The organism is Pseudomonas sp. MCal1 (assembly GCF_026341415.1).
GTDB lineage: Bacteria > Pseudomonadota > Gammaproteobacteria > Pseudomonadales > Pseudomonadaceae > Aquipseudomonas.
The window spans coordinates 231,436-255,403 of the sequence record NZ_JAKUMP010000012.1; the positions used below are offsets into that span (position 1 = coordinate 231,436).

23 protein-coding genes are annotated in these 23,968 nt (G+C 61.6%); 15 read left to right on the top strand and 8 right to left on the bottom strand.

The genetic code is table 11. The annotated features are described in order from the left end of the window. Positions 1-7 precede the first annotated feature (7 nt). Together MKZ87_RS21000 and MKZ87_RS21005 are read right to left on the bottom strand one after the other, a co-directional pair. Positions 8-2,419: a penicillin acylase family protein gene (locus tag MKZ87_RS21000; protein ID WP_266201919.1), complete on the bottom strand. Its 2,412-nt coding sequence runs from the start codon at positions 2,417-2,419 to the stop codon at positions 8-10. A 103-nt stretch (positions 2,420-2,522) separates the two neighbouring features. Further along, on the bottom strand, positions 2,523-3,101 hold the full coding sequence (locus MKZ87_RS21005; RefSeq protein WP_266201920.1) for a DUF6436 domain-containing protein: 579 nt from the start codon (positions 3,099-3,101) through the stop codon (positions 2,523-2,525). A 359-nt stretch (positions 3,102-3,460) separates the two neighbouring features. Between MKZ87_RS21005 and MKZ87_RS21010 the strand changes: the two genes are divergently transcribed. Continuing rightward, a complete protein-coding gene (locus MKZ87_RS21010) occupies positions 3,461-4,414 on the top strand; it encodes an alpha/beta hydrolase (RefSeq protein ID WP_266201921.1) in 954 nt (317 codons plus the stop codon). Positions 4,415-4,515: 101 nt separating this feature from the next. Here the strand turns inward: MKZ87_RS21010 and MKZ87_RS21015 are convergent, their stop codons facing one another. Then, entirely contained in the window at positions 4,516-5,268 is a 753-nt protein-coding gene (locus MKZ87_RS21015) for a DUF2059 domain-containing protein (protein WP_085697906.1), read from the bottom strand. Between the two features lie 108 nt (positions 5,269-5,376). Here MKZ87_RS21015 and MKZ87_RS21020 point away from each other — a divergent pair, with 108 nt between their 5' ends. Beyond that, positions 5,377-6,009, top strand: coding sequence for a 2OG-Fe(II) oxygenase (locus MKZ87_RS21020; protein ID WP_266201922.1), 633 nt, complete (start codon positions 5,377-5,379; stop codon positions 6,007-6,009). 1 nt (position 6,010) lies between these two features. Then, positions 6,011-6,496 (top strand): DUF523 domain-containing protein, encoded by a 486-nt coding sequence (locus tag MKZ87_RS21025; RefSeq protein WP_266201923.1) that lies wholly within the window; start codon positions 6,011-6,013, stop codon positions 6,494-6,496. A 118-nt stretch (positions 6,497-6,614) separates the two neighbouring features. Here MKZ87_RS21025 and MKZ87_RS21030 read toward each other — a convergent pair whose 3' ends face one another. Further along, positions 6,615-7,199, bottom strand: a complete 585-nt coding sequence (locus tag MKZ87_RS21030; RefSeq protein ID WP_085697903.1) for a transporter substrate-binding domain-containing protein — start codon at positions 7,197-7,199, stop codon at positions 6,615-6,617. Positions 7,200-7,331: 132 nt separating this feature from the next. On the opposite strand from MKZ87_RS21030, the gene MKZ87_RS21035 reads away from it, so the two are divergent. After that, on the top strand, positions 7,332-7,757 hold the full coding sequence (locus MKZ87_RS21035; RefSeq protein WP_007953489.1) for a DUF4399 domain-containing protein: 426 nt from the start codon (positions 7,332-7,334) through the stop codon (positions 7,755-7,757). A 61-nt stretch (positions 7,758-7,818) separates the two neighbouring features. On the opposite strand, the gene serA is transcribed toward MKZ87_RS21035, so the two are convergent. Beyond that, the gene (gene serA, locus MKZ87_RS21040) at positions 7,819-9,048 is read right to left on the bottom strand and encodes a phosphoglycerate dehydrogenase (RefSeq protein ID WP_007953487.1); all 1,230 of its coding nucleotides are present in this window, start codon (positions 9,046-9,048) and stop codon (positions 7,819-7,821) included. Between the two features lie 204 nt (positions 9,049-9,252). Between serA and MKZ87_RS21045 the strand changes: the two genes are divergently transcribed. The 4 genes from MKZ87_RS21045 to MKZ87_RS21060 all read left to right on the top strand — a co-directional run bounded on the left by MKZ87_RS21045 (position 9,253) and on the right by MKZ87_RS21060 (position 13,510). Beyond that, positions 9,253-10,647, top strand: a complete 1,395-nt coding sequence (locus MKZ87_RS21045; RefSeq protein ID WP_266201924.1) for an FAD-binding oxidoreductase — start codon at positions 9,253-9,255, stop codon at positions 10,645-10,647. Positions 10,648-10,687: 40 nt separating this feature from the next. After that, positions 10,688-11,353, top strand: a complete 666-nt coding sequence (locus MKZ87_RS21050; protein ID WP_085697901.1) for a fumarylacetoacetate hydrolase family protein — start codon at positions 10,688-10,690, stop codon at positions 11,351-11,353. A gap of 197 nt (positions 11,354-11,550) precedes the next feature. Beyond that, positions 11,551-12,474, top strand: a complete 924-nt coding sequence (locus MKZ87_RS21055) for an SdiA-regulated domain-containing protein (RefSeq protein WP_085702379.1) — start codon at positions 11,551-11,553, stop codon at positions 12,472-12,474. Positions 12,475-12,592: 118 nt separating this feature from the next. Further along, positions 12,593-13,510: an SdiA-regulated domain-containing protein gene (locus tag MKZ87_RS21060; RefSeq protein ID WP_085702380.1), complete on the top strand. Its 918-nt coding sequence runs from the start codon at positions 12,593-12,595 to the stop codon at positions 13,508-13,510. Positions 13,511-13,657: 147 nt separating this feature from the next. Here the strand turns inward: MKZ87_RS21060 and rpiA are convergent, their stop codons facing one another. Then, the gene (rpiA, locus tag MKZ87_RS21065) at positions 13,658-14,332 is read right to left on the bottom strand and encodes a ribose-5-phosphate isomerase RpiA (protein WP_266201925.1); all 675 of its coding nucleotides are present in this window, start codon (positions 14,330-14,332) and stop codon (positions 13,658-13,660) included. A 148-nt stretch (positions 14,333-14,480) separates the two neighbouring features. Between rpiA and ilvA the strand changes: the two genes are divergently transcribed. Both ilvA and MKZ87_RS21075 read left to right on the top strand, forming a co-directional pair. After that, positions 14,481-15,995, top strand: a complete 1,515-nt coding sequence (gene ilvA / locus MKZ87_RS21070; RefSeq protein WP_266201926.1) for a threonine ammonia-lyase, biosynthetic — start codon at positions 14,481-14,483, stop codon at positions 15,993-15,995. Positions 15,996-16,034: 39 nt separating this feature from the next. Then, positions 16,035-16,460 (top strand): DUF2269 family protein, encoded by a 426-nt coding sequence (locus tag MKZ87_RS21075; RefSeq protein ID WP_085697896.1) that lies wholly within the window; start codon positions 16,035-16,037, stop codon positions 16,458-16,460. 117 nt (positions 16,461-16,577) lie between these two features. Here the strand turns inward: MKZ87_RS21075 and MKZ87_RS21080 are convergent, their stop codons facing one another. Beyond that, positions 16,578-17,234 (bottom strand): HAD family hydrolase, encoded by a 657-nt coding sequence (locus tag MKZ87_RS21080; RefSeq protein ID WP_085702383.1) that lies wholly within the window; start codon positions 17,232-17,234, stop codon positions 16,578-16,580. Positions 17,235-17,377: 143 nt separating this feature from the next. Between MKZ87_RS21080 and MKZ87_RS21085 the strand changes: the two genes are divergently transcribed. Beyond that, a complete protein-coding gene (locus MKZ87_RS21085; RefSeq protein WP_053163553.1) occupies positions 17,378-17,857 on the top strand; it encodes an RNA pyrophosphohydrolase in 480 nt (159 codons plus the stop codon). A gap of 22 nt (positions 17,858-17,879) precedes the next feature. Next, a complete protein-coding gene (gene ptsP / locus MKZ87_RS21090; RefSeq protein WP_085697894.1) occupies positions 17,880-20,159 on the top strand; it encodes a phosphoenolpyruvate--protein phosphotransferase in 2,280 nt (759 codons plus the stop codon). Positions 20,160-20,213: 54 nt separating this feature from the next. On the opposite strand, the gene MKZ87_RS21095 is transcribed toward ptsP, so the two are convergent. Beyond that, positions 20,214-20,960 carry an NRDE family protein gene (locus MKZ87_RS21095; RefSeq protein ID WP_085702384.1) on the bottom strand — a complete coding sequence of 249 codons (747 nt, stop codon included), beginning with the start codon at positions 20,958-20,960 and terminating at the stop codon, positions 20,214-20,216. A 131-nt stretch (positions 20,961-21,091) separates the two neighbouring features. Between MKZ87_RS21095 and MKZ87_RS21100 the strand changes: the two genes are divergently transcribed. The 3 genes from MKZ87_RS21100 (at position 21,092) to MKZ87_RS21110 (ending at position 23,808) form a co-directional block, all read left to right on the top strand. Then, positions 21,092-21,874 (top strand): sulfite exporter TauE/SafE family protein, encoded by a 783-nt coding sequence (locus tag MKZ87_RS21100; protein ID WP_085702385.1) that lies wholly within the window; start codon positions 21,092-21,094, stop codon positions 21,872-21,874. 96 nt (positions 21,875-21,970) lie between these two features. Further along, a complete protein-coding gene (gene lgt / locus MKZ87_RS21105; protein WP_007953463.1) occupies positions 21,971-22,786 on the top strand; it encodes a prolipoprotein diacylglyceryl transferase in 816 nt (271 codons plus the stop codon). A gap of 50 nt (positions 22,787-22,836) precedes the next feature. After that, complete coding sequence (locus tag MKZ87_RS21110; protein WP_011336420.1) at positions 22,837-23,808, top strand: thymidylate synthase; 972 nt, start codon at positions 22,837-22,839, stop codon at positions 23,806-23,808. Positions 23,809-23,968: the final 160 nt, after the last annotated feature.

Genomic DNA, 23,968 nt, shown 5'->3' on the forward strand with positions numbered 1-23,968 from the left:
GCGGCGCTTATTGCGCCGCTCGCGCCGGCAACAGCTTCAAGGTACTGCGCGTATTCGCCGTTACCTCTTCATCACTGAAATGCGCCTGCACATACATCCCGTCCACATACGCTTCCGCCTGATCGTCATAGTGACTGTCGAACGGCACGCCGCTCTGGCCGACCGGGTTGATGGTCAGGCTGTGAGCCGGATCAGCGAAGTCAACCAACCGCCGCGTCGACGGGCCGTAAGTCACCGGCCACGGCGCCGGGCCGATCTTCGCCGAGAGATTGTTCGGCACTTCATGGGAGCCTGGTGCAGCGAACGGGCCAACGTTGAAAATGCGATCCAGCGGCTTCTGCTGCCCCAGCGGATGACCATGGGTCAACGTGTGCGCCTTGCCCCATTGCCAACCGGAAGCATCGTCGCCGAGAGTCGACTTCAGGTGCGCCATGCTCGCCTGCCACGCGGCGCGTACGGTGTCGACGCGGGTTTCCTTGGCCGGCGTGCTGCGGTTGTCCCACCACGGTGAATCGGCATTCGCCGCGAGCCGGGGCAGGGCTGCATCGATCACTCGGGTCGACAGCAGGGTTTCGAAGAAATCATTGCCCAGCTCATCACGCATCGCCGCGTCGGCAAGGTTGAACAGGAACTGGTTGAACACCGTCGCACTGACCGAATCCAGCGGATAGTCGCCTTGCCATTGGGCCAGTTGCTCGACCAGCTTCTGCTCGGCGGGATTGCCCGCCACTTCACGCAGCACCGGCAGCAACGGCGCCAGCAGACGCGGCCCGTAACCCGTGGCGGTGCCCAGTTGCAGTTTCTGGTTGGCCTCGTTGTCCCACTTCGCGTTCTTGTCGGCGAGCTGGCGGTTGAGTTGCTGGCCACGGTCGGCGAGGTTGTAGTAACCGGGGATCTCCATGCCGGTCGGCGACACGGGCTGGAAGTTGGCCGAGACGATATAGCCCCGCGCCGGGTTCTCTTCCTGCGGGTTGGCGCTGAACGGGAAGTAGCCGTCCTTGTCCGCCTGATTGCTGCTGCCGTCGAGAATGAAGCCAGGCTTCACCCCGGCCGGACGCTTGGGTAACAGCGCCGAGGCCCACCACGCTATATCGCCCTTGGCGTTGGCGTAGACGATGTTCAGCCCCGGCGCCTGCACCTTGGCGGCAGCGGCGCGAGCCTTGGCCAGGGTGTCGGCGCGGTTGAGCTGGTAGAAACCTTCGAGGATCGGGTTTGGCGTTTCGAGAAATGCCCACCACATCGCAATCGGGGTTTTCCCGGCGGCGCTGCCGAGGGCGTCGTTGACGATCGGGCCGTGGGGCGACTGGCGCAGGGTGATGGTCACCGGGGCCAGGCCTTTCACCGCGATCTGCTGCTCGGTCTTGACCATGTCGGTCCACTGGCCGCGATACCAGACCTGATCCGGGTGGTCCGGGTTGACCTTCTCGGCGATCAGGTCCAGGTCATCGTTCTGGAACATGGTCAGGCTCCAGCCGAAATCCAGGTTGTGCCCCAGAAACGCAAACGGCACCAGCGCCTGATGATGGCCGTAGAGTTCAAAGCCCGGCGCCGACAGCTGCGCTTCGTACCACACCGACGGTACCGAGAAACGGATATGCGGGTCGCCGGCCAACAAGGGCTTGGCGCTCTTGCTGCGACTGCCGGCGATCACCCAGGCGTTGCTGCCTTCGAACTGCGGCAGGCCGTTATCGATCAGCGCCTGTTCGCTGACGCGGGCGAGGGTGTTCAGGTCTTTCCAGTCTTCGGCGGCGAGGGCCGGCGCCATGCCGGCGTGACCCTTGGCGAGCACGCCCTTGGGCTGCCAGTCGAGGTCGAAGACGTTGAGGTAGTCGGCGCCCAGTTGATCGCGCACGTAGGTCAGCAGCGGTTCGGTGCGAAACGCGGCGGCAAAGCTGTAAGCCATGTAGCCGGCGACGCTGATGCTGTCTTCGGCGGTGAACGGCCGCTTGGGGATGCCCAGCACGTCGAACTCGACAGGGGCGGCGTGCGAGTCCTGATATTGATTGATGCCGTCCAGATAGGCTTGCAGGGCCTTCCACGCCGGTGACTGCTTGTCGAGGCCGGCCACGTAACTGGCGGCGCGCTCGCGGATGCGCAGGCTGCGGAACAGTTTGTCGGTGTCGAGCAGTTTTGGTCCGAACACTTCGGCCAGTTCGCCCCGGGCGAGACGGCGCATGGCTTCCATCTGAAAGAGGCGATCCTGGGCGTGCACATAGCCGAGGGCGCGGTAGAGGTCGGCCTCGTTTTCGGCGCGGATGTGCGGCACGCCGCGCTCGTCGTAACGCACGGTCACCGAACCTTGCAGGTTGCGCAGTTCCACCTGGCCCTGACGCGTCGGTTGCTTGCTGTAGACATACCACCCGCCGGCGGCGAGCAGGACAACGATGAGCAAGGCAAGAACGGTGAAGACGCGTTTCATGGTGACTCCTTGTGCATTCGGGATTGCCGCCCGTGCGGGCTGCAAACAATTAGCACACGCTTCGTGTGCTGCGCATCGCCGTCCTTGAAATGTCCGGAATGCCTTACTTCGTCTCTGCCGGCCACGGGCAGTAGCAACCGACCGCCAGCGTATGGGTCGCATTGACCGGACGATCGTCACTCAAGGCTTGCAGGATCGGTTCGATAAAACTGTTGCTGGAGTTGCACGTCAGGCCTTCGCTGTACGGGCCGAAGTACGCCAGTTTGCCGCTGCGATCCCAGATCGCTACGGCGGGGCTCGCGGGAATCTGTTCGGCGCCGGGCAATACCGCGATGGTCTTGAGATTGCTGAGCGTGGCGGGCAACTGGCCGTGGCTGCCGGCCTTCTGCACGGCAAAGAACTCGACGCCCTTGGGGCCGAACTGTTCGACCATCTCGGTCAGGTGCTGTTGATTACCGACGTTGCACGGGCAGGCCGGATCCCAGAAATGCACCAGACGGATATTGCCGGGGCCGGCGAGGTCGTCGGGCAGGCGCAACGGGTCGCCGGAAAACACCGCAGTGTGTTCGCTGAACGCCCGCAGGTAGCGGCCCTGAAACCAGTCGTACGCGGCCCACAGCACGCCGGCACACACGATGGCGAGCAGGCTGGCAAACAGTGCGGTGCGGTAGGGCGGGCGCATGGATTTGGTTCCTCAGAGGCTGGGGGCGCTCTCGACTGATTTCCCCGCCGCGCCGGGTCTGCTGTTGTGCAGGGCAAGGCGCGAGAAGCGCGGTTTGGTTGTTCCAAATAAGCTTCGAGCAAAGCAGCCCTGCACAACAGCAGGCCCGGCCCTTCGGGTTGTGCCTTAAAGCGAGCCAGCCTGCGTTGCAGGCCTTGGAAAGGGAACACCATTCCCCGCGGCCTGCGCCTTGCCTGGCTCGCTTTAAGGCGACAACGCGGTGGGGAAATCAGTCGAGAGCGCCCCCAAGCTTGCCATGCTTGCTTCTACAGATGAATATCGCAGGCCGATAAAGTCTGTTTACCGTTCTGGAATTGCCCATGTCTGTTGCTTTCGATCCCGATCATCTGCGCGCGAGCCTCAAGCCGTTGGCCGAGTGGCAGCCGTTGTCCGAGGAGGCGAAGGCGTATCAGCGGTTCTACAAGACCGACTTTCCGGAGCGTGATGTCTGGCGAGGAATGGGCCGGTTCGACATTGATGGCTATCAACTGGTCAGTCATTGCTGGTGGCCGGCGGAAACGGCCAAGGCCACGCTGTTTCTGGTGCACGGTTTTTATGACCACACCGGCCTGTACCGGCATGTGATCGAGTGGGCGCTGGATCAGGGCTTCGCCGTGATTGCCTGCGATCTGCCGGGGCATGGTCTGTCCAGCGGCGAGCGTGCGAGCATCCGTGATTTCTCCGAATATCAGGATGCGCTGCAAGGCCTGTTCGCCGAGGCGCGCTCGATTGCGTTGCCGCAGCCATGGCACCTGTGCGGGCAAAGCACCGGCGGGGCGATCATTGTCGATCACGTGCTCAACCATGGTGAAAACAGCCCGGCCCAAGGGCAGTTGATTCTGCTGGCGCCGCTGGTGCGGCCGCGCGCCTGGGGCTGGTCGCAGTTCAGTTACTACCTGCTGCGGCCCTTTGTCAGGGGCATCGCCCGACGTTTCAGCGAAAACTCCAACGACCCGGATTTCCTGTCGTTCCTGCAGGCCGATCCGTTGCAGCCCAAGCGTCTGCCGACCGCGTGGGTCGGTGCGCTGTCACGCTGGATCAACCGGGTGGAATACGCGAAGAAAAGTCCGCGCCGGCCACTGATCGTGCAGGGCCAGGCGGACATGACCGTGGACTGGCAGCACAACCTGCAAGTGATGAAGTGGAAGTTCGACCGGCCGCAGATTTTGCTGCTGGCCGACGCGCGGCATCACCTGGCCAACGAAACGGCGGAAATGCGCGAGGAGTATTTCGAGTTCTTGAGCAAGCGGATCAAGGGCCGGAATCACTCCTGATCCTGATGGCCCCTTCGCGAGCAAGCTCGCTCCCACAGTAGATCGCAATCAGTTGTGGGAGCGAGCTTGCTCGCGAAGGCGGTCGGTCAGGCAGCAGAGATTTATTGATTCAGGTTCGAGGTGCTCTGGCCGACGGCCAGCCCGGCGCGGATCGCGGCCAGCGCGGCCTGATAGTAGGCCTTGCCTTCAGTGGATTCGGCAAAGGTCGCGAACTCTTCCAGCTCTTCATCCGACAGGTCGCGATAGACGTACAGCAGCGTGTTGTTCAGGTCGGCGCCGATCTGATCCATCAGCCGCTGGCGCTGACCGTTCAACATGCCCTGGGCCTGACCGCCGCCAAGCAGGCCGGGGATCATCGAACTCAGACTGTCCGCCGCCACGCCGGCAATCGCCAGACTGACTTCGGCACCGGCTTCACGGGCGGGCAGGGCCTGGGCGAGGTGGCCGATGATCAGCAAACGACTGTCGCTGGCCGGCATCTTCGGCAGGCCCTTGGCGTTTTTCGCCAGTTGATCGCGGCGGGTCGCCAGCAGTTCGGCGGCGACGATCTTCTTGCCCAGCGGTGACTGAAAGAACGACAGGGCCGGTTGCGGATCGGCGAGGTTCTTGCGCAGTTGCGCTTCGGCGCGTTGATCCACGGCCTGGGGGGCGAAGCGCTGGTTGCTGTTATTCACCAGCGCTTGAAACACCGCGGGCGGCAGGCTGTTCTGGTAACGCTGCTGCGCGGCACTCAGGGCATCGTTGAAATGCGCGCGTTGTTCTGGCCAGCCAGCGACCTTGTACAACTGGTCGTGGTCGTCCGCCCAGGCGGGCAAAACGCAGAACATCAACAGTGAAAAAAGCAAACGGCGCATAAGGACTCCTGTCGGCAGCCGACTATTCTCCGTGCGGTGCCAGTACTTGTCGAGAATTCGTATCAAGCCGCCGCGTGGCTCTGTCGGAATTCTTGCCGCAGGCATACTATGCGCGCCATGCAAATATCCTCTGATCACCCGCTGCTGTTACGTATCGTCGACGACCTGGCCGAGCGCGGCTGGTCGCAGCAGAACATTTTCCTGCCTGCGGATTTGACCCGCGCGCTGGCGGCCGAGTGCCGCAAACGTGACGCCGAAGGTGAATTGGCGCCGGCGGGCGTCGGACGCGGGCCGTTTTCTGAGGTTCGCGAGGGCATTCGCGGCGACCATATCCAGTGGATCGATCCCGGCCAGGCCGAGGCCAGCGACCGTTATCTGAACCTGATGGACAGCCTTCGCGAGGCTCTCAACCGGGGTTTGTTCCTGGGGCTTGAAGACTTTGAGTGCCATTTCGCCCTGTACCCGCCGGGCGCGTTCTACCGCAAGCATGTCGACCGTTTCCGCGACGATGACCGACGCATGGTCTCGGCGGTGATCTACCTCAACGACGGCTGGTTGCCGGAGGATGGCGGGCAACTGCGCATGTACCTGGAGAACGACTGCGTTCATGACGTACAGCCTACGGGCGGTTGTCTGGTGGTGTTTCTCTCCGGTGAAGTCCCCCACGAGGTTCTGCCGGCACAGCGCGAGCGGCTGTCGCTGACAGGCTGGTTCCGCCGCCGTGGCAACGAGCCGTTCTGAGATGCACAGGATTCTGGTCAGTCGCTGCCTGCTGGGCCATCGCGTGCGTTATGACGGTGGGGCCAGCGGGCCGTTCGATCTGCTGGAACAGTGGATTGCCGAAGGGCGCGTGGTGCCGTTGTGCCCGGAAGTCGCCGGCGGCTTGCCGACGCCACGAGCGGCGGCAGAGATTCCGGGCGGGCAGGGCGGTGAAGTGCTCGATGGCCTTGCGGCGGTGATCACCACTGAAGGCGAGGACGTCAGTGCGCAGTTTCTCGACGGCGCGCGCCAGGCGCTGGAGCTGGTGCAGAAACACGGGATTCGCGTGGCGGTGCTCAAGGCCAACAGTCCTTCGTGCGGAAACCTGTTGACCTATGACGGGACGTTCAGTGGGGTGAAGGTGAGTGGCGAGGGGGTTACTGCCGCGTTGCTGAAGCGCCATGGGGTGCAGGTCTTCAGCGAGCTCGAATTGCCGCAGGCTGCACAAGCGCTGACACAACTCGACTAATCACACACCAACAACACTGTGGGAGTGAACTTGCTCGCGATTGCGTATTGTCAGTACCGATATCGGTGGCTGAAAGGCCGCTTTCGCGAGCAAGCTCGCTCCCACATGGAAGTTGTGTTCACTTCAGGTCTTCAGAGGCCTGCACGCTCAGCCACTTTTTCGACAACGCTTCCAGCCGCCCATCCGCCCTGATCCGCTGCAAGGCATTTTCCAGGCTTGCGTGGAACGCCGGGTTACCCTTCTGAAACGGAATCGCCAGATCCACCGGCGGCCCGACCTTCGGTTTCTCTTCGGTCAGTGCCTGGACCAGTACCATCGGCCGGGGCTGCTCGTCCTTTTTCGCCAGCAATTGTGCATTCACCTGCGTGTAAGGCTCGCTCATGTCGAAACGTTCCTTGAGCTCAGGTGTCAGTGCTATGTGGTTGAGCGCGACGTCGTACTTGCCGCTTTCGACGCCCTGGAGCAGATCGGCTTCGTCGGTGACGATGAAGTCGGCCCGCACATCCAGTTCGTTGGCCAGCAGTTGCCCAAGCTCGACCTCGAACCCCGTGAGCGTGTCGCCGTCCTTGAAATTGAAGGGCGGTGTATTAGCCTCAAGGGCTATGCGCAACTCGCCACGGTCGTTGACGTCATCAATCAGTTCGGCGTGAGCCAGAGGGCTCAGAAGGGGAAGCAGACAGATCAGGCCAGGCAGAAAACGCATGGTCACTCCTTTGAAATCGATATCGGCCTGTTTTCCAGGCTCGCTTTGCTATGGTTGTCGAGTGCCTTCGACAACGAATGGTCATGAAGTTGTCATGACCGTGCGGATTTTACGGAAAAACTGGAGAAGAAAATGAAAAGCTTTATGTCACGTGCAGCGTTGGCCGGTGTGCTGATGGGTGTTTCGGTACTGGCCAGTGCGGCCACTCCGGCACCGAAGGGCGCCGAAGTGTTCATCGTTTCTCCCGAGGACGGAGCCACGGTTCCGCAGACCTTCACGGTCAAGTTCGGTGTAAAGGACATCGCGCTGGCGCCGGCCGGTGACGTCACCAAGAACACCGGTCATCACCATCTGCTGATCGATGCCAAGGAAATCGTTCCGGCCGGCTCCGTTGTGCCGACCGACGCCAACCACATGCATTTCGGCAAGGCGCAGACCCAGGCCGACATCAAACTCGCGCCGGGCAAGCACACCCTGCAACTGGAGCTGGGTGACAGCGGTCACATGGCGTTCGATCCGCCGATCGTGTCGAAGAAGATCACCGTCAACGTCGAATGACGTTCTCGCGTGCATGAAAAAGGGAGCCCGAAGGCTCCCTTTTTTGTCGCTCAGCGCCGGATCAGAACAACACGCGGCTACGGATGGTGCCGTTGACGTGTTGCAGCTTCTCTTGCGCCAGTTCCGAGTACTCGGCGTCGACGTCGATCACCACGTAGCCGACTTTCTCGTTGGTCTGCAGGAACTGACCCGAAATGTTGATGCCGTTTTCGGCGAAGACCTTGTTGATCTCGCTCATCACACCCGGGATGTTCTCGTGGATGTGCAGCAGACGGTGCTTGCCAGGGTGAGCCGGCAGGGCCACTTCCGGGAAGTTCACGGACGATACCGAGGTACCGTTGTCGCTGTACTTGACCAGTTTTTCTGCCACTTCCAGACCGATGTTGGCCTGCGCTTCAGCGGTGGAACCGCCGATGTGCGGGGTCAGAATCACGTTGTCCAGGCCGCGCAACGGGCTTTCGAACTCTTCGTCGTTGGAGCGCGGCTCGACCGGGAACACGTCAATGGCGGCGCCGATCAGGTGCTTGTCCTTGATCGCGGCGGCCAGGTGATCCAGCTCGACCACAGTGCCGCGTGCAGCGTTGATCAGGATGCCGCCCTTCTTGATGGCGCGGATTTCCTTCTCGCCGATCATCCACTGGGTCGCAGCGGTTTCCGGAACGTGCAGGGTGACGATGTCGGACATGCCCAGCAGCTCGTGCAGGTTGCCGACCTGGGTCGCGTTGCCCAGTGGCAGCTTGGTCACGGTGTCGTAGAAGAACACCTGCATGCCCAGACCTTCCGCCAGGACCGACAGCTGAGTACCGATCGAGCCGTAACCGACGATGCCCAGTTTCTTGCCACGGATCTCGAAGGAGTTGGCTGCGGACTTGATCCAGCCGCCACGGTGGCAGGAAGCGTTTTTCTCAGGGATGCCGCGCAGCAGCAGGATCGCTTCGGCCAGCACCAGCTCGGCCACGGAGCGGGTGTTGGAGTACGGCGCGTTGAACACGGCGATGCCGCGCTCGCGGGCCGCTTCCAGGTCAACCTGGTTGGTGCCGATGCAGAAACAGCCGACAGCGACCAGCTTCTTGGCGTGATCGAAGATCTCTTCGGTCAGCTGGGTGCGCGAGCGAATGCCGATGAAGTGAGCGTCAGCGATCTTTTCCTTGAGCTGGGCTTCCGGCAGGGAGCCTGTCAGGTATTCGATGCTGGTGTAGCCCGCCGCCTTGAGGACGTCGACAGCCGATTGGTGGACGCCTTCGAGAAGAAGGAACTTGATCTTGCTCTTATCGAGAGAAGTCTTGCTCATCTGCGTAAACCTGTATCCCGGAGAAAAATGGCAGGAAATGGTCAACAGACATTGACCTGGACGACAAGAAAGCCGTCACCGCAGAACCGGCCTGGGGCACTGGCCTGCGGGGTCGGTATGCTAGCATAGCCACCCCGCTAATCACTCATTCCTGCGACGTGAAGCGTTCTCAGGATGACCATGAATTGTTCGAGAGTTCCGTCGATGACCAATCCTGCCCTGATTGATGAACTGAAGACCCTGGTCGAGCCTGGCAAGGTCCTGACCGATGCCGACTCCCTGAACGCTTATGGCAAGGACTGGACCAAGCATTTCGCCCCGGCGCCCAGCGCCATCGTGTTCCCCAAGACCATCGAGCAGGTGCAGGCCGTCGTGCGCTGGGCCAACGAACATAACGTGGCGCTGGTGCCGTCGGGCGGGCGCACCGGGCTTTCCGCCGCCGCCGTGGCCGCCAATGGCGAAGTGGTCGTGTCGTTCGACTACATGAACCAGATTCTCGATATCAACCTCACCGACCGCACCGCCGTCTGTCAGCCGGGCGTGGTCACCGAGCAATTGCAGAATGCCGCCGAAGAACATGACTTGTACTACCCGGTCGACTTCGCCTCGGCAGGTTCCAGCCAGATTGGCGGCAATATCGGCACCAATGCCGGCGGGATCAAGGTCATTCGCTATGGCATGACCCGCAATTGGGTCGCAGGCATGAAAGTGGTGACCGGCAAGGGCGATGTGCTGGAACTGAACAAAGACCTGATCAAGAACGCCACCGGTTATGACCTGCGGCAGCTGTTCATCGGCGCCGAAGGCACCCTGGGTTTTGTGGTCGAGGCGACCATGCGCCTGGACCGTTCGCCGAAAAACCTGACCGCGATGGTCCTCGGCACGGCTGATTTCGATTCGATCATGCCGGTGCTGCACGCATTCCAGGGCCGGCTGGACCTGACCGCGTTCGAATTTTTCTCCGACAAGGCCCTGGCCAAGGTCATGGGCCGTGGAGACGTCCCGGCGCCGTTCGAAACCGACTGCCCGTTCTATGCCTTGCTGGAATTCGAGGCGACCACCGAAGAAGTGGCCAATACCGCGCTGGAAACCTTCGAGCATTGCGTGGAGCAGGGCTGGGTGCTGGACGGCGTGATGAGCCAGAGCGAAACCCAGTTGCAGAACCTGTGGAAGCTGCGCGAATACATCTCCGAAACCATTTCCCACTGGACGCCATACAAGAACGACATCTCGGTGACCGTCTCGAAAGTCCCGGCATTTCTGCAGGAAATCGACGCGATCGTCGGTGAACACTATCCCGATTTCGAAATTGTCTGGTTCGGCCACATCGGTGACGGCAACCTTCACCTGAACATCCTCAAGCCGGACAACCTGAGCAAGGACGAGTTTTTCGCCAAGTGCGCCACCGTCAACAAGTGGGTGTTCGAAACCGTCGAGAAGTACAACGGTTCGATTTCAGCCGAACACGGCGTGGGCATGACCAAACGCGACTACTTGACCTACAGCCGCTCGCCGGTGGAAATCGAATACATGAAAGCGGTCAAGGCGGTGTTCGACCCGAACGGCATCATGAACCCGGGCAAGATCTTCGCGGTTTGATTGGCAATCCCTGATGAATCAATGAAGGCAGGAGTCGGTAATGAGCTATCAGCACCAGTATGTCGACGGTACGCGGATTCATTTTCCGCTGGGAAAAGTGGTGTGCATCGGCCGTAACTACGCCGAACACGCCAAGGAACTGGACAACCCGGTGCCTACCGAGCCGTTGCTGTTCATCAAGCCCGGCAGTTGCGTGGTACCGCTGGAAGGCGGTTTCAGCATTCCGACCGAGCGTGGCTCGGTGCATTACGAAGCGGAAATCGCTGTGTTGATCGGCAAGCCACTGTCGACCAAGCCGAGCCGTGAAGAAGTGCTGGACGCGATCTCCGGTTTCGCCCCGGCGCTGGACCTGACCCTGCGCGACAAGCAGGCCGAGCTCAAGTCGAAAGGGCTGCCGTGGGAAATCGCCAAGTCGTTCGACGGCGCGGCGGTGATTGCACCGTTCGTGGTCGGCAGCACCTTTTCCGACCTGACCGACATCGGCATTCGCCTGACCATCAACGGCGAAGTGCGCCAGGACGGCAACAGCAGCGCGATGCTCAACCCGATCGTGCCGATGATCCAGCACATGGCCGGCTGCTTCTCGCTGCAGGCCGGTGACGTGATTCTCACCGGCACACCGGTGGGCGTCGGTCCGCTGAACGTTGGCGATGAAATCGTGCTGGAACTGCCGGGCGCCAGTCGCTTCACCAGCAGCGTTCGCTGACGGCAACTCTGAAAAAAACTGTGGGAGCGAGCTTGCTCCCACATTTGTTTGTGTGTTTCAGCTCGCAAACATATAAGGCGTTCCGGCCATTTGCCGTTTTTTTCACATTTAGTCCGGATAATTCCGGTCATTCTGGCGTCTGAGCCGGCCTCTTTGTGCTATTACCCGTAGCCTGAATTTTCGGAACGCGTCCTTTGATGTCATCTCAAACTCAGCTCAAACCCGCTCGCCGTTCACGCTTCGCCCTGCGCTGGTATTCCTGGCTGTTGTTGGTAGCCGCCGCTACGTATGGCCTGGCGTTTGCCATGCATTGGGATGACCGTGGCCTGTTGTGGGTGCTGGAGCGCTTCGAGAGTTCGACCGAGAAGCAGGAAAGCGTCTGGCTTCCGGACTACCGGGCGGTCATCGACGCCAAACTGCTGCCTGGCATGGAAAAGGACGAAGCTTCGGACCTGTCCTATAACCCGCAGACCAAAACCCTGTTTTCGGTGATGGGCAAGAACCCGTTTCTGGTCGAGCTGACTCTGCAGGGCGACGTGCTGCGAAAAATGCCGCTGGTGGGCTGGAGCAATCCGGAAGGCCTGACGGTGATGGAAAACGGCTTGATGGCGATTGTCGACGAGCGCGCGCATATGCTCTCCATCGTCAAGGTCGATGCTGACACCCGTGAGCTTAAACGCGACGATTTCCCCAAATACGACCTCGGCCCGTCGAAAGACCAGAACAAAGCTTTCGAAGCCATTACCTGGGACGCCCGCAATCAGCAACTGCTGCTGGGCGAGGAGCGTCCGCCTGCGCTGTTCACCTGGAAAAGCGACGGCAGCCAGACGCTCAAAGGCGACAAGCAGAAACTCGACAGCGATGAGCTGGACCTGCGCAACCTTTCAGCATTAGCGATTGACCCGCGCACCGGTCACACCCTGGTGCTGTCCGCCGATTCGCACCTGTTGCTGGAGCTGGACGAGAAGGGCGAACAAGTCAGCTTCATGACCCTGCTCGGCGGTTTCAACGGCTTGAAGAACACCATTCCCCGCGCCGAAGGCGTGACCATGGACGAGGCGGGCACGCTGTACATGGTCAGCGAGCCGAACCTGTTCTACCGCTTCGAAAAGCAGAAGTAATTGCTCCCGCAGCAATTGCAGATCTGTGGAGTTGTGGCTTGAGGCAAGTGGCCATTAAGCTTCAGTTCAGACAGGCGTGATATTTCATCCGCCTGTTTTGATTCCGAGCCTGCCCCGAATGCGTCGACTTGCCCGTCCCAAGCCTCTGTTCATCATCCTGTCGGTGATTGCCCTGATCGCGCTGATTGCGATTGGCCAATACATGCGCCTGTTCGAGCGTGCCTGGTTCAACCTGCATACGCTCTGGCAGCCGATGAACAGCGAGGCCATCGGGCTGGATCAATATCGGGTAGCGATCGAAGCGAAGGTCATTGACGGACTGAACGACGACGTCTCGGCGCTGACCTACGATCCGGTGCGCAAGAGCCTGTTCACCGTGACCAACAAGAATGCCGAGCTGATCGAGCTGTCACTGGATGGCACGATCCTGCGCCGTGTTGCCTTGATCGGCTTCGGCGATCCGGAGGCGGTGGAGTTCATCAGCGCCGATACCTACGTAATCACCGATGAGCGCCAGCAACGGCTGATCAAGATCCATCTGGAGCACGACACTACGTTCCTCGATGCGGCGGACGCCGAGCAGATGACCCTTGGTGTGCACATGAGCGGCAACAAGGGGTTTGAAGGTCTGGCTTACGACTCGGTGGGCAAGCGCCTGTTCGTGGCCAAGGAACGGGACCCGATGCTGATCTATGAAGTGCACGGTTTTCCGCACTTCAACCCGGAAAAATCCTACGCGGTACACGTAATCAACAATCCCAAACGCGATGCCGGGATGTTCGTGCGAGATCTGTCGAGCCTGCAATACGACGAGCGCAGCGGTCATTTGCTGGCGCTGTCCGATGAATCGCGGCTGATTCTGGAACTGGATGTGGACGGGCGCCCGTTGAGCACGATGTCGTTGAGCGGTGGTCGACAGGGCCTGAAGAAAACCGTGCCGCAGGCGGAAGGTATCGCGATGGATGACGACGGGACGTTGTATCTGGTGAGTGAGCCGAATCTGTTCTACGTCTTCAAGAGGCCTGCGCAGAACTAACCAAAAGCCCAAAACACTGTGGGAGCGAGCTTGCTAGCGATGAGGGAGGGTCAGTCGCCAAACATGTCGACTGTCACACCGCTATCGCTAGCAAGCTCGCTCCCACAGGTTTTTTCATCTGCCCACAAAGATGTGGGTAGTTTCGGCTTATTCAGCCTTCAGTGTTTTTACACCTTCGGAAGTGCCCAGCAACAACAGATCCGCCGGGCGTGCCGCAAACAGACCGTTGGTGACCACGCCGACGATCGCGTTGATCTGCGCTTCCAGCTCCACCGGATTGGTGATCTGCAGGTTGTGCACGTCCAGGATGATGTTGCCGTTGTCGGTCAGCACGCCTTCGCGGTAGACCGGGTCGCCGCCCAGCTTCACCAGCTGGCGGGCCACGTGGCTGCGGGCCATCGGGATCACTTCCACCGGCAGCGGGAACGCGCCCAGCACCGGCACCAGTTTGCTGGCGTCGGCGATGCAGATGAAGGTCTTGGCCACGGCCGCGACGATCTTCTCGCGGGTCAGTGCTGCGCCGCCGCCCTTGATCAGGTGCAGGTGTTCGTCGCTTTCATCGGCGCCGTCGACGTAGAACTCCAGATTGCTCACGGTGTTCAGCTCGTACACCGGAATCCCGTGGCCCTTGAGGCGCGCGGCGGTGGCTTCGGAGCTCGCGACCGCGCCATCGAATGCGCCCTTGTGCTGGGCCAGGGCATCGATGAAGCAGTTGGCGGTGGAGCCGGTGCCGACGCCGACGATGCTCTTGTCGTCGAGTTTCGGAAGGATGAAGTCGACGGCGGCCTGGGCCACGGCCTGTTTGAGTTGATCCTGGGTCATGCGGGCTCCGGAAGCGGGCAAGGTAAGAACGGAAAGGCCGGCATTATAGCCTCAAGCCGGGCTAAAACCTCTGGATTCGTGTGGTCGTGCGCCCAAAAGCCGGGTTAGACTCGTTGGCCCTGCCCAACCCGCTCAGTGATGCTTTCCGATGCTCGAACAGTACGTCAAGAAGATCCTCACCTCGCGCGTTTATGACGTTGCCGTAGAAACCCCGCTGCAGAACGCCCGCCAGCTCTCCGAGCGGCTGGGCAACGACATCTGGCTCAAGCGCGAAGACTTGCAGCCGGTGTTCTCGTTCAAGATTCGCGGCGCCTACAACAAGCTGACCCAGTTGAGCGACGAAGAGCGCGCCCGTGGCGTGGTCACCGCGTCGGCGGGCAACCACGCGCAGGGCCTGGCCCTGGCGGCGAAAGTGCTGGGCGTGAAGGCGACCATCGTGATGCCCAAGACCACCCCGGAAATCAAGGTCGAAGGCGTGCGCTCCCGTGGTGGCAAGGTGGTGCTGCACGGCGATTCCTTCCCGGAAGCGCTGGCCTACTCGCTGAAACTGGTCGATGAAAAAGGCTACGTCTATATCCACCCGTACGACGATCCGCACACCATTGCCGGGCAGGGCACCGTGGCGATGGAAATCCTGCGTCAGCACCCGCAGCCGCTGGATGCGATCTTCGTTCCGGTGGGCGGCGGCGGTCTGATCGCCGGCATCGCGGCGTATGTGAAATACCTGCGCCCGGACATCAAGGTCATCGGCGTCGAACCCGACGACTCCAACTGCCTGCAAGCGGCAATGGCTGCGGGCGAGCGCGTGGTGCTGCCGACCGTGGGCATCTTCGCCGACGGCGTGGCAGTGGCACAGATCGGCCAGCACACTTTCGACATCTGCAAGGATTACGTCGACGAAGTGATCACCGTCAGTACCGACGAAATCTGCGCGGCGATCAAGGACATCTACGACGATACCCGTTCGATCACCGAACCGGCCGGTGCCCTGGGCGTGGCCGGTATCAAGAAGTATGTCGAGCAGCGCGGCGTCAGCGGCCAGACCTTCGTGGCCATCGATTCCGGGGCCAACGTCAACTTCGACCGCTTGCGCCACGTCGCCGAGCGCGCCGAGCTGGGTGAAGGTCGTGAAGCGATCATCGCCGTGACCATCCCGGAGAAGGCCGGCAGCTTCAAGGCATTCTGCGAGGCCATCGGCAAGCGCCAGATCACCGAATTCAACTACCGCTATAACAATGGCAGCGAAGCGCACATCTTCGTCGGCGTGCAGACGCACCCGGACAGCGACCCGCGCAGTGCGTTGCTGGCGAGCCTGACCGAGCAGGGTTTCCCGGTGCTCGACCTGACCGACAACGAGCTGGCCAAGCTGCACATCCGTCACATGGTCGGCGGACGTGCGGCGCACGTGGTCGATGAAGTGGTGCTGCGCTTCGAGTTCCCGGAGCGTCCGGGTGCGCTGTTCAACTTCCTCAACAAACTCGGCGGTCGCTGGAACATCTCGATGTTCCACTACCGCAACCACGGTGCGGCGGACGGCCGTGTGGTGGCGGGCCTGCAAGTGCCCCACGACGAACGTCATCTGGTGCCCGCAGCCCTTGAGGAAATCGGCTACCCGTACTGGGACGAAAGCGACAACCCGGCCTATAAGCTGTTTCTTGGCTGAACGGCTACGCTGATGGGCAGGCCATAAGGAAATCGGATCATGGAAACGTTAACCGCCCTGAAAGCGGCGCACATGCTGGCGACCGCGGTGTTGCTGCTCGGTGCGCTGGGCCTCGGAACAGGCGTCTGGCGCGCACGGCGCAACGGTGATGCGACGGCGGGCAGCCGCACGTTGCAGCGGCCATGGCTGTTTGTCTGGTTGTTGATCGTACTGGCGCTGGTGAGCATGCCGTTCACCGGCTGGTGGATGGTGCATCTGGTGGGCTGGCCGCTGGGGCAGACGTGGATTCTGGCTTCCAGCGTGCTGTACACCGTGGCCGCACTGGCGTGGTTCTGGCTGCTGGTGCGCTTGAACCGGTTGCGCAAGGCGCCGGGCGGCGTGGGCCGGTTCAGTCTGGGGCTGGCGTTGTTCGGGCTGGTCTGCTTTATCGCGATTGCCGGGTTGATGGGCGCCAAGCCGGTTTAAGGCCCGGGATCGAGTCGGCCCCAATCGCGAGCAAGCCGCTCCCACAGGGGATTGTGTGCGACACAGATCCAATGTTGGGGCGGGCTTGCTCCGGGCGGCGTTCCGACGAAGGCGTAGTCAGTCGCGCAGACTGATTACCGGCCAGCCGCGTTTCTCGGCTTCGGCCCGCAGGTTCGGATCCGGGTCGACTGCGACCGGATTCACCACCTGCTCCAGCAGCGGCAGGTCATTCATCGAGTCGCTGTAGAAATAGCTGCCTTCCAGCGAATGCCCGGTTTCTTCCAGCCAGCGGTTCAGGCGCGTCACCTTGCCTTCACGGAAGCACGGCACGTCGGTGCTGCGTCCGGTATAGCGGCCGTCCTGCATCTCGCATTCGGTGGCGATCAGGGTTTCGACGCCCAGGCGCGCAGCAATCGGTGCGGTGACGAAGCGGTTGGTGGCGGTGATGATCACCAGCTTGTCGCCGGCGTCGCGGTGCTGGTTCAGCAACTCAACGGCCTTTGGCAGCATGATCGGTTCGATGCAGTCGCGCATGTAATCGTTGTGCCACTGCTCAAGCACGGCCATCTCGGTGCGGCCGAGAATCTCCAGGCAGAAGTTCAGGTAGGCGGCGTTATCCAGTTTGCCGGCCAGGTAATCCTGGTAGAACTCGTCATTGCGCGTCTTGTAGGCAATCGGGTCAAGGAAGCCGCGTTCGCACAGATAATCGCCCCAGGCGTGGTCGCTGTCGCCGCCCAGAAGGGTGTTGTCCAAATCGAATAAAGCCAGGCGCATTGCAGTTACCCGCTGAAAAGTCAGTAAAAAGGCCACAAGAATACGGTCTTTTCACAAGAGTGCACATAAGCTCGGAACCTTCGTTGCCGCCTTCACAACCTTTGTGGAACAATGCGGCGACATGCGTTTGCGAGGTTGTTGCCGTGATCGACCCCGATGGTTTCCGCCCTAATGTCGGGATCATTCTGACGAATGACGCCGGCCAGGTGCTATGGGCTCGCCGTATCAATCAAGATGCCTGGCAGTTTCCGCAAGGGGGAATCAATCCCGAGGAGACGCCGGAAGACGCCTTGTACCGCGAGCTGAACGAAGAAGTTGGCCTGGAACGCGAAGATGTTGAAATTCTCGCCTGTACCCGGGGCTGGTTGCGCTATCGTTTGCCGCAACGTCTGGTGCGAACCCACAGCCAACCGCTGTGCATCGGCCAGAAACAGAAATGGTTTCTCCTGCGCCTGGTCTCCAACGAGCAGCGGGTGCGGATGGATTTGACCGGTAAACCGGAGTTCGATGGCTGGCGCTGGGTCAGTTATTGGTATCCGTTGGGCCAGGTGGTGACATTCAAGCGCGAAGTGTATCGCCGCGCTCTCAAAGAGCTTGCCCCGCGCCTTTTAGCGCGCGACTGACGACGGAGTTCGACCCCGAGCCATGCTCAATACGCTGCGCAAGATCGTCCAGGAAGTTAACTCCGCCAAGGATCTCAAGGCGGCGTTGGGGATTATTGTGTTGCGCGTCAAAGAGGCCATGGGCAGCCAGGTCTGCTCGGTCTACCTGCTTGATCCAGAGACCAACCGCTTCGTGCTGATGGCCACCGAGGGCTTGAACAAGCGCTCGATCGGCAAGGTCAGCATGGCACCCAACGAAGGTCTGGTCGGCCTGGTCGGCACGCGTGAAGAACCCCTGAACCTCGAAAACGCCGCGGATCACCCGCGCTACCGCTACTTCGCCGAGACCGGCGAGGAGCGCTACGCCTCGTTCCTCGGGGCGCCGATCATTCACCACCGCCGCGTCGTCGGCGTGTTGGTCATCCAGCAGAAAGAACGCCGCCAGTTCGATGAAGGTGAAGAAGCCTTCCTCGTGACCATGAGCGCGCAACTCGCTGGCGTCATCGCTCACGCCGAGGCCACCGGCTCGATCCGTGGCCTTGGCCGTCAGGGCAAGGGCATCCAGGAAGCCAAGTTCGTCGGCGTGCCGGGTTCGCCGGGTGCGGCGGTCGGTACCGCGGTGGTCATGCTGCCGCCGGCGGATCTGGACGTGGTGCCGGACAAGACCATCACCGACATCGACGCGGAACTCGCGCTGTTCAAGACCGCCATCGAAGGCGTGCGGGCCGACATGCGTGCGTTGTCGGCCAAACTGGCGACCCAGCTGCGTCCGGAAGAGCGCGCGCTGTTCGACGTCTACCTGATGATGCTCGACGATGCCTCGCTGGGCAGCGAAATCACCACCGTGATCAAGACCGGCCAGTGGGCCCAGGGCGCGCTGCGCCAGGTCGTGACCGATCACGTCAACCGTTTCGAATTGATGGACGACGAATACCTGCGTGAGCGGGCGTCGGACGTCAAGGACCTGGGCCGTCGCCTGCTCGCCTACCTGCAGGAAGAGCGTCAGCAGAACCTGGTCTATCCGGAAAAGACCATTCTGGTCAGCGAAGAACTGACGCCGGCAATGCTCGGCGAGGTGCCGGAAGGCACGCTGGTCGGTCTGGTGTCGGTACTCGGTTCGGGCAACTCCCACGTCGCGATCCTGGCCCGGGCCATGGGCATCCCGACGGTAATGGGCCTGGTCGACCTGCCGTATGCCAAGGTCGACGGCATCGAACTGATCGTCGACGGCAATCGCGGCGAGGTCTACACCAACCCCGGCGATGTGCTGCGCAAGCAGTTCGCCGAGGTGGTGGAAGAAGAGAAGCAACTGGCGCTGGGTCTCGACTCCCTGCGCGACCTGCCGTGCGTGACCCTCGACGGCCACCGCATGCCGCTGTGGGTCAACACCGGCCTGCTGGCAGACGTGGCGCGGGCGCAGAAGCGTGGCGCCGAAGGCGTCGGTCTGTACCGCACCGAAGTGCCGTTCATGATCAACCAGCGCTTCCCGAGCGAGAAGGAACAACTGGCGATCTACCGCGAGCAGCTTGCCGCGTTCCACCCGCAACCGGTGACCATGCGCAGCCTGGACATCGGCGGCGACAAGTCGCTGTCGTACTTCCCGATCAAGGAAGACAACCCGTTCCTCGGCTGGCGCGGGATCCGCGTCACCCTCGATCATCCGGAAATCTTCCTGGTGCAGACCCGCGCGATGCTCAAGGCCAGCGAAGGCCTGAACAATCTGCGGATCCTGTTGCCGATGATCTCCGGCATCCACGAGCTCGAAGAAGCGCTGCACCTGATTCACCGTGCCTGGGGCGAAGTGCGCGACGAAGGCACCGACGTGCCGATGCCGCCAGTGGGTGTGATGATCGAAATTCCTGCGGCGGTTTACCAGACCAAAGAGCTGGCGCGGATGGTGGACTTCCTGTCGGTCGGCTCCAACGACCTGACCCAGTACCTGCTGGCCGTGGATCGCAACAACCCGCGGGTCGCCGATCTCTACGACTACCTGCACCCGGCGGTGCTGCAAGCCCTGCAAACCGTGGTGCGCGACGCCCATGCCGAAGGCAAGCCGGTGAGCATCTGCGGCGAGATGGCCGGTGACCCGGCGGCGGCGGTGCTGTTGATGGCGATGGGCTTCGACAGCCTGTCGATGAACGCCACCAACCTGCCGAAGGTGAAATGGATGTTGCGCCAGATCAACCTGAGCAAGGCCAAGGAACTGCTGGCGGAGTTGATGACCATCGACAACCCGCAGGTGATCCACAGCTCGCTGCAACTGGCGTTGAAGAAACTCGGGTTGGCGAAGATGGTCAATCCGGCGGCAGCCAACCCGCTCTGAAATTCTGAGGGCCTCATCGCTGGCAAGCCAGCGATGGCGCCCGTATAGCAACGCCTAAATCAGAATTTCCACTTCCCCCAAGTGCCCGCCATACGGCCCGAAACTGCGCTCCACCATCCGCCGCGTCCCGTCAGCCTGCACAATCAACGCCGTACTCGCCCGTGTCCCGTAGCTCTGGCTGGCAATAAACACACTCGACAGCAACGACTCGGTCGCCAGCCCCACGCCGGTATCCGGCAGCTCGGCAAACGGCGCCGTTTGCGCATCCCCCAACAACGCCAACAACCGCTCGGGCTGCGGATCATCCAGCACGCCACTCAACGCTGCCTTGGCCTTGAGCAGTTTCGGCCATGGCGTATCCAGCCCGGCGTTGGACAAACCATAAACGCCGGGCTGCAACATCACCGGTTCCGATGACCGCGCATTGAAATGCCACAGCTCGTTGGTATTGCCCAGCAGCAGGTTGAAGCCGGCATATTCCGGGGAGCGGGCGACAACGTCGGACAAATAGTCATCGATCGACAGGTTTCCGGTCAGAAATCCCGCCACCAGCTCGCCCCGAGAGCGTCGGGCCGGCGGTTGATGCGGATCGCGAATGTTGGTCAGCGCCGCAAAACGACCGTTGGCGCCCAGGCCGAGCCAGGTGCCCCCAGCCTCCAGATCCCGACCGGCATGAACATGCGGCGACTCGGGCCACTGCGCCAGCGGCAGGCTGGGCCGGGCGTAGAACTCGTCGCGGTTGGCCGCAACGATCAGCGGCTGGGCATGCCCCGGCCGCCAGGCGAAAACGATCAGGCACATAAGGTGGTCCTTGTGTGTTTTTTGCCCACTCTACGCAGACATTGTCCGTGCATCCATCGCCAGTGGAGCCGAAGGGTATCCATCCGTTACCATGCCGCTCCGGTTTTGGGGACGCGCCTTGGGAGGCAGTCATGGAATTTCTGCTCTATCTGGCGCTCGGCGCCTGTGCGGGCGTATTGGCCGGGCTGTTCGGAGTGGGCGGCGGGATCATCATCGTGCCGGTGCTGGTGTTCAGTTTCACCTTGCAGGGCTTCGATCCGTCGATCCTGACCCATCTGGCGGTCGGCACGTCCCTGGCGACGATCATCTTCACCTCGGTCAACGCCGTGCGTGAACATCATCGACGCGGCGCGGTGCGCTGGCCGATCTTCCGCTGGATGACCGTCGGCATCCTGCTCGGCGCCGGTTTCGGTGCGCTGACCGCCGAGGCGATCTCCGGGCCCAACCTGCAAAAGATCATCGGTGTGTTTGCCCTGGTGATCGCGGCGCAGTTGGCACTGGATGTCAAACCCAGGGCCAGCCGAACGGTGCCGGGCAAACTCGGTCTGACCGTGGCCGGCAGTGTGATCGGCTGGGCGTCGGCGATTTTCGGGATCGGCGGCGGCTCGCTGACCGTGCCGTTCCTGACCTGGCGCAGCCTACCGATGCAGCAGGCGGTGGCGACCTCGTCGGCCTGCGGCCTGCCGATTGCCGTGGCCAGTGCAATAAGTTTCATGATTCTGGGCTGGCATGATCCGTTACTGCCGGCTCATAGTCTCGGTTTTGTGTATCTGCCGGCGCTGCTCGGCATTGCCCTGACCAGCATGGTATTCGCCCGTCTCGGCGCGCGGCTGGCGCACAGGTTGTCGCCGAAGTTGCTGAAACGGCTGTTCGCGGCTTTGCTGTTTTGCGTGGGCTTGAGCTTTTTGTTCTGAACCGTCTGTTTTGGCAGGTCGCAATCCTGGGTTAATCCTGAGGTGACAGCGTCGCCCGGGAATTTTTGAAGATTTGAATGCTAACGAGGAGTCGCAATGCTGCCTTACCCGCAGATCGATCCGGTGGCCCTGGCCATCGGTCCGCTGAAAATCCACTGGTACGGCCTGATGTACCTGGTCGGCATCGGCGGCGCGTGGTTGCTGGCATCGCGCCGGCTCAACCGTTTCGACCCGACCTGGACCAAGGAGAAACTCTCCGATCTGGTGTTCTGGCTGTCGATGGGGGTGATTGTCGGCGGACGTCTGGGCTATGTGCTGTTCTACGACCTGAGCGCCTACATCGCCAACCCGACGCTGATTTTCGAGGTGTGGAAGGGCGGCATGTCGTTCCACGGCGGTTTCATCGGCGTGATGCTGGCCGCGCTGTGGTTCGGCAAGCGTAACGGCAAGTCGTTCTTCCAGCTGATGGACTTCGTGGCGCCGATGGTGCCGATCGGCCTGGGCGCCGGGCGCATCGGCAACTTCATCAACGCCGAGCTGTGGGGCAAGGCCACCGACGTGCCGTGGGCCATGGTGTTTCCGCCGTTCAGCGACCCGGCGCAACTGCCGCGTCACCCGTCGCAGCTGTATCAGTTCGCGCTCGAAGGCGTGGCGCTGTTCCTGATCCTCTGGCTGTTCTCGCGCAAGCCCCGGCCGACCATGGCGGTCTCCGGCATGTTCGCGCTGTTCTACGGCATCTTCCGTTTCATCGTCGAATTCGTTCGCGTGCCGGACGCGCAACTGGGCTATCTGGCCTGGAACTGGCTGACCATGGGGCAGGTACTCTGCGTACCGATGATCATCGGCGGGCTGTTCCTGATCTGGCTGGCCTACCACCGCGCCCCGGCGGCGCCGGTTGCACCGACAGCTTAAACATTCGAACCCCGGCGATGTTTGCCGGGGCTCAAGGACACAGGTAACTCATGAAGCAATATCTCGATCTGGTGTCGCACGTCATCAACAACGGCACCAAACAGGCCAACCGTACCGGCGTGAACACTATCAGCTTTCCGGGCGCCATGCTGCGCTTCGATCTGCAGGAAGGTTTCCCGGCGATCACCACCCGCAAGATGGCCTTCAAATCGGCCATCGGCGAGATGTGCGGCTTTCTGCGTGGCGTGAACAACGCCGCCGAATTCCGTGCGCTGGGCTGCAAGGTCTGGGATCAGAACGCCAACGAAAACGCCCAGTGGCTGGCCAACCCGTTCCGCCAGGGTGAAGACGACCTCGGCGAAATCTACGGCGTGCAATGGCGCAAATGGCCGGCCTACAAGCAGATTCCGCTGAGCAACACCGCCGCCATCGAACAGACCCTGAGCAACGGCTACAAGCAGATTGCCCAGGGCGAAGAAGACGGCCAGGCCTACGTGGTCTTGTACAAAGCCATCGATCAGGTGCGCCAGTGCGTCGACACGATCATCAAGGACCCGGGCAGCCGCCGCATCCTGTTCCACGGCTGGAACTGCGCCCAGCTCGATGAAATGGCCTTGCCGCCGTGCCATCTGCTGTACCAGTTCCACCCGAATGTCGAGACCAAAGAGATCTCTCTGACCCTCTACATCCGCTCCAACGACCTGGGCCTGGGCACGCCGTTCAACCTCACCGAAGGCGCCGCGCTGCTGAGCCTGATCGGTCGCCTGACCGGCTACACGCCGCGCTGGTTCACCTATTTCATCGGTGATGCCCACGTCTACGAAAACCACCTGGACATGCTCAACGAACAGCTCAAGCGCGAGCCGTTCGCCATGCCGAAGCTGAAGATTTCGGATCGTGTGCCGGAATTTGCCAAGACGGGCGTGTATCAGCCGGAGTGGCTGGAGCTGGTAGAGCCGAGCGACTTCTCGCTGGAAGGCTACGAGCACCATGCGCCGATGACCGCGCCGATGGCGGTCTGACAGGCAATGTAAAAAACTGTGGGAGCGAGCTTGCTCGCGAAAGCGTCGGGTCAGTCGATATTTTTACCAACTGACACTCCGCCTTCGCGAGCAAGCTCGCTTGTATGCTGGTACTTGAAGGGAGGAGGAGGGACAAGGCTCGATTCTGACTGTTGGCGCA

Coding starts and splice junctions, on each gene's coding strand:
- MKZ87_RS21050 (WP_085697901.1), top strand. CDS start 10,688: ATGAGCTATCAGCACCAGTATGTCGACGGTACGCGGATTCATTTTCCG.
- MKZ87_RS21045 (WP_266201924.1), top strand. CDS start 9,253: ATGACCAATCCTGCCCTGATTGATGAACTGAAGACCCTGGTCGAGCCT.
- MKZ87_RS21110 (WP_011336420.1), top strand. CDS start 22,837: ATGAAGCAATATCTCGATCTGGTGTCGCACGTCATCAACAACGGCACC.
- rpiA (WP_266201925.1), bottom strand. CDS start 14,332: ATGACCCAGGATCAACTCAAACAGGCCGTGGCCCAGGCCGCCGTCGAC.
- MKZ87_RS21030 (WP_085697903.1), bottom strand. CDS start 7,199: ATGCGTTTTCTGCCTGGCCTGATCTGTCTGCTTCCCCTTCTGAGCCCT.
- MKZ87_RS21010 (WP_266201921.1), top strand. CDS start 3,461: ATGTCTGTTGCTTTCGATCCCGATCATCTGCGCGCGAGCCTCAAGCCG.
- lgt (WP_007953463.1), top strand. CDS start 21,971: ATGCTGCCTTACCCGCAGATCGATCCGGTGGCCCTGGCCATCGGTCCG.
- MKZ87_RS21025 (WP_266201923.1), top strand. CDS start 6,011: ATGCACAGGATTCTGGTCAGTCGCTGCCTGCTGGGCCATCGCGTGCGT.
- MKZ87_RS21005 (WP_266201920.1), bottom strand. CDS start 3,101: ATGCGCCCGCCCTACCGCACCGCACTGTTTGCCAGCCTGCTCGCCATC.
- ptsP (WP_085697894.1), top strand. CDS start 17,880: ATGCTCAATACGCTGCGCAAGATCGTCCAGGAAGTTAACTCCGCCAAG.
- ilvA (WP_266201926.1), top strand. CDS start 14,481: ATGCTCGAACAGTACGTCAAGAAGATCCTCACCTCGCGCGTTTATGAC.
- MKZ87_RS21055 (WP_085702379.1), top strand. CDS start 11,551: ATGTCATCTCAAACTCAGCTCAAACCCGCTCGCCGTTCACGCTTCGCC.
- serA (WP_007953487.1), bottom strand. CDS start 9,048: ATGAGCAAGACTTCTCTCGATAAGAGCAAGATCAAGTTCCTTCTTCTC.
- MKZ87_RS21060 (WP_085702380.1), top strand. CDS start 12,593: ATGCGTCGACTTGCCCGTCCCAAGCCTCTGTTCATCATCCTGTCGGTG.
- MKZ87_RS21080 (WP_085702383.1), bottom strand. CDS start 17,234: ATGCGCCTGGCTTTATTCGATTTGGACAACACCCTTCTGGGCGGCGAC.
- MKZ87_RS21015 (WP_085697906.1), bottom strand. CDS start 5,268: ATGCGCCGTTTGCTTTTTTCACTGTTGATGTTCTGCGTTTTGCCCGCC.
- MKZ87_RS21020 (WP_266201922.1), top strand. CDS start 5,377: ATGCGCGCCATGCAAATATCCTCTGATCACCCGCTGCTGTTACGTATC.
- MKZ87_RS21035 (WP_007953489.1), top strand. CDS start 7,332: ATGAAAAGCTTTATGTCACGTGCAGCGTTGGCCGGTGTGCTGATGGGT.
- MKZ87_RS21000 (WP_266201919.1), bottom strand. CDS start 2,419: ATGAAACGCGTCTTCACCGTTCTTGCCTTGCTCATCGTTGTCCTGCTC.
- MKZ87_RS21075 (WP_085697896.1), top strand. CDS start 16,035: ATGGAAACGTTAACCGCCCTGAAAGCGGCGCACATGCTGGCGACCGCG.
- MKZ87_RS21095 (WP_085702384.1), bottom strand. CDS start 20,960: ATGTGCCTGATCGTTTTCGCCTGGCGGCCGGGGCATGCCCAGCCGCTG.
- MKZ87_RS21100 (WP_085702385.1), top strand. CDS start 21,092: ATGGAATTTCTGCTCTATCTGGCGCTCGGCGCCTGTGCGGGCGTATTG.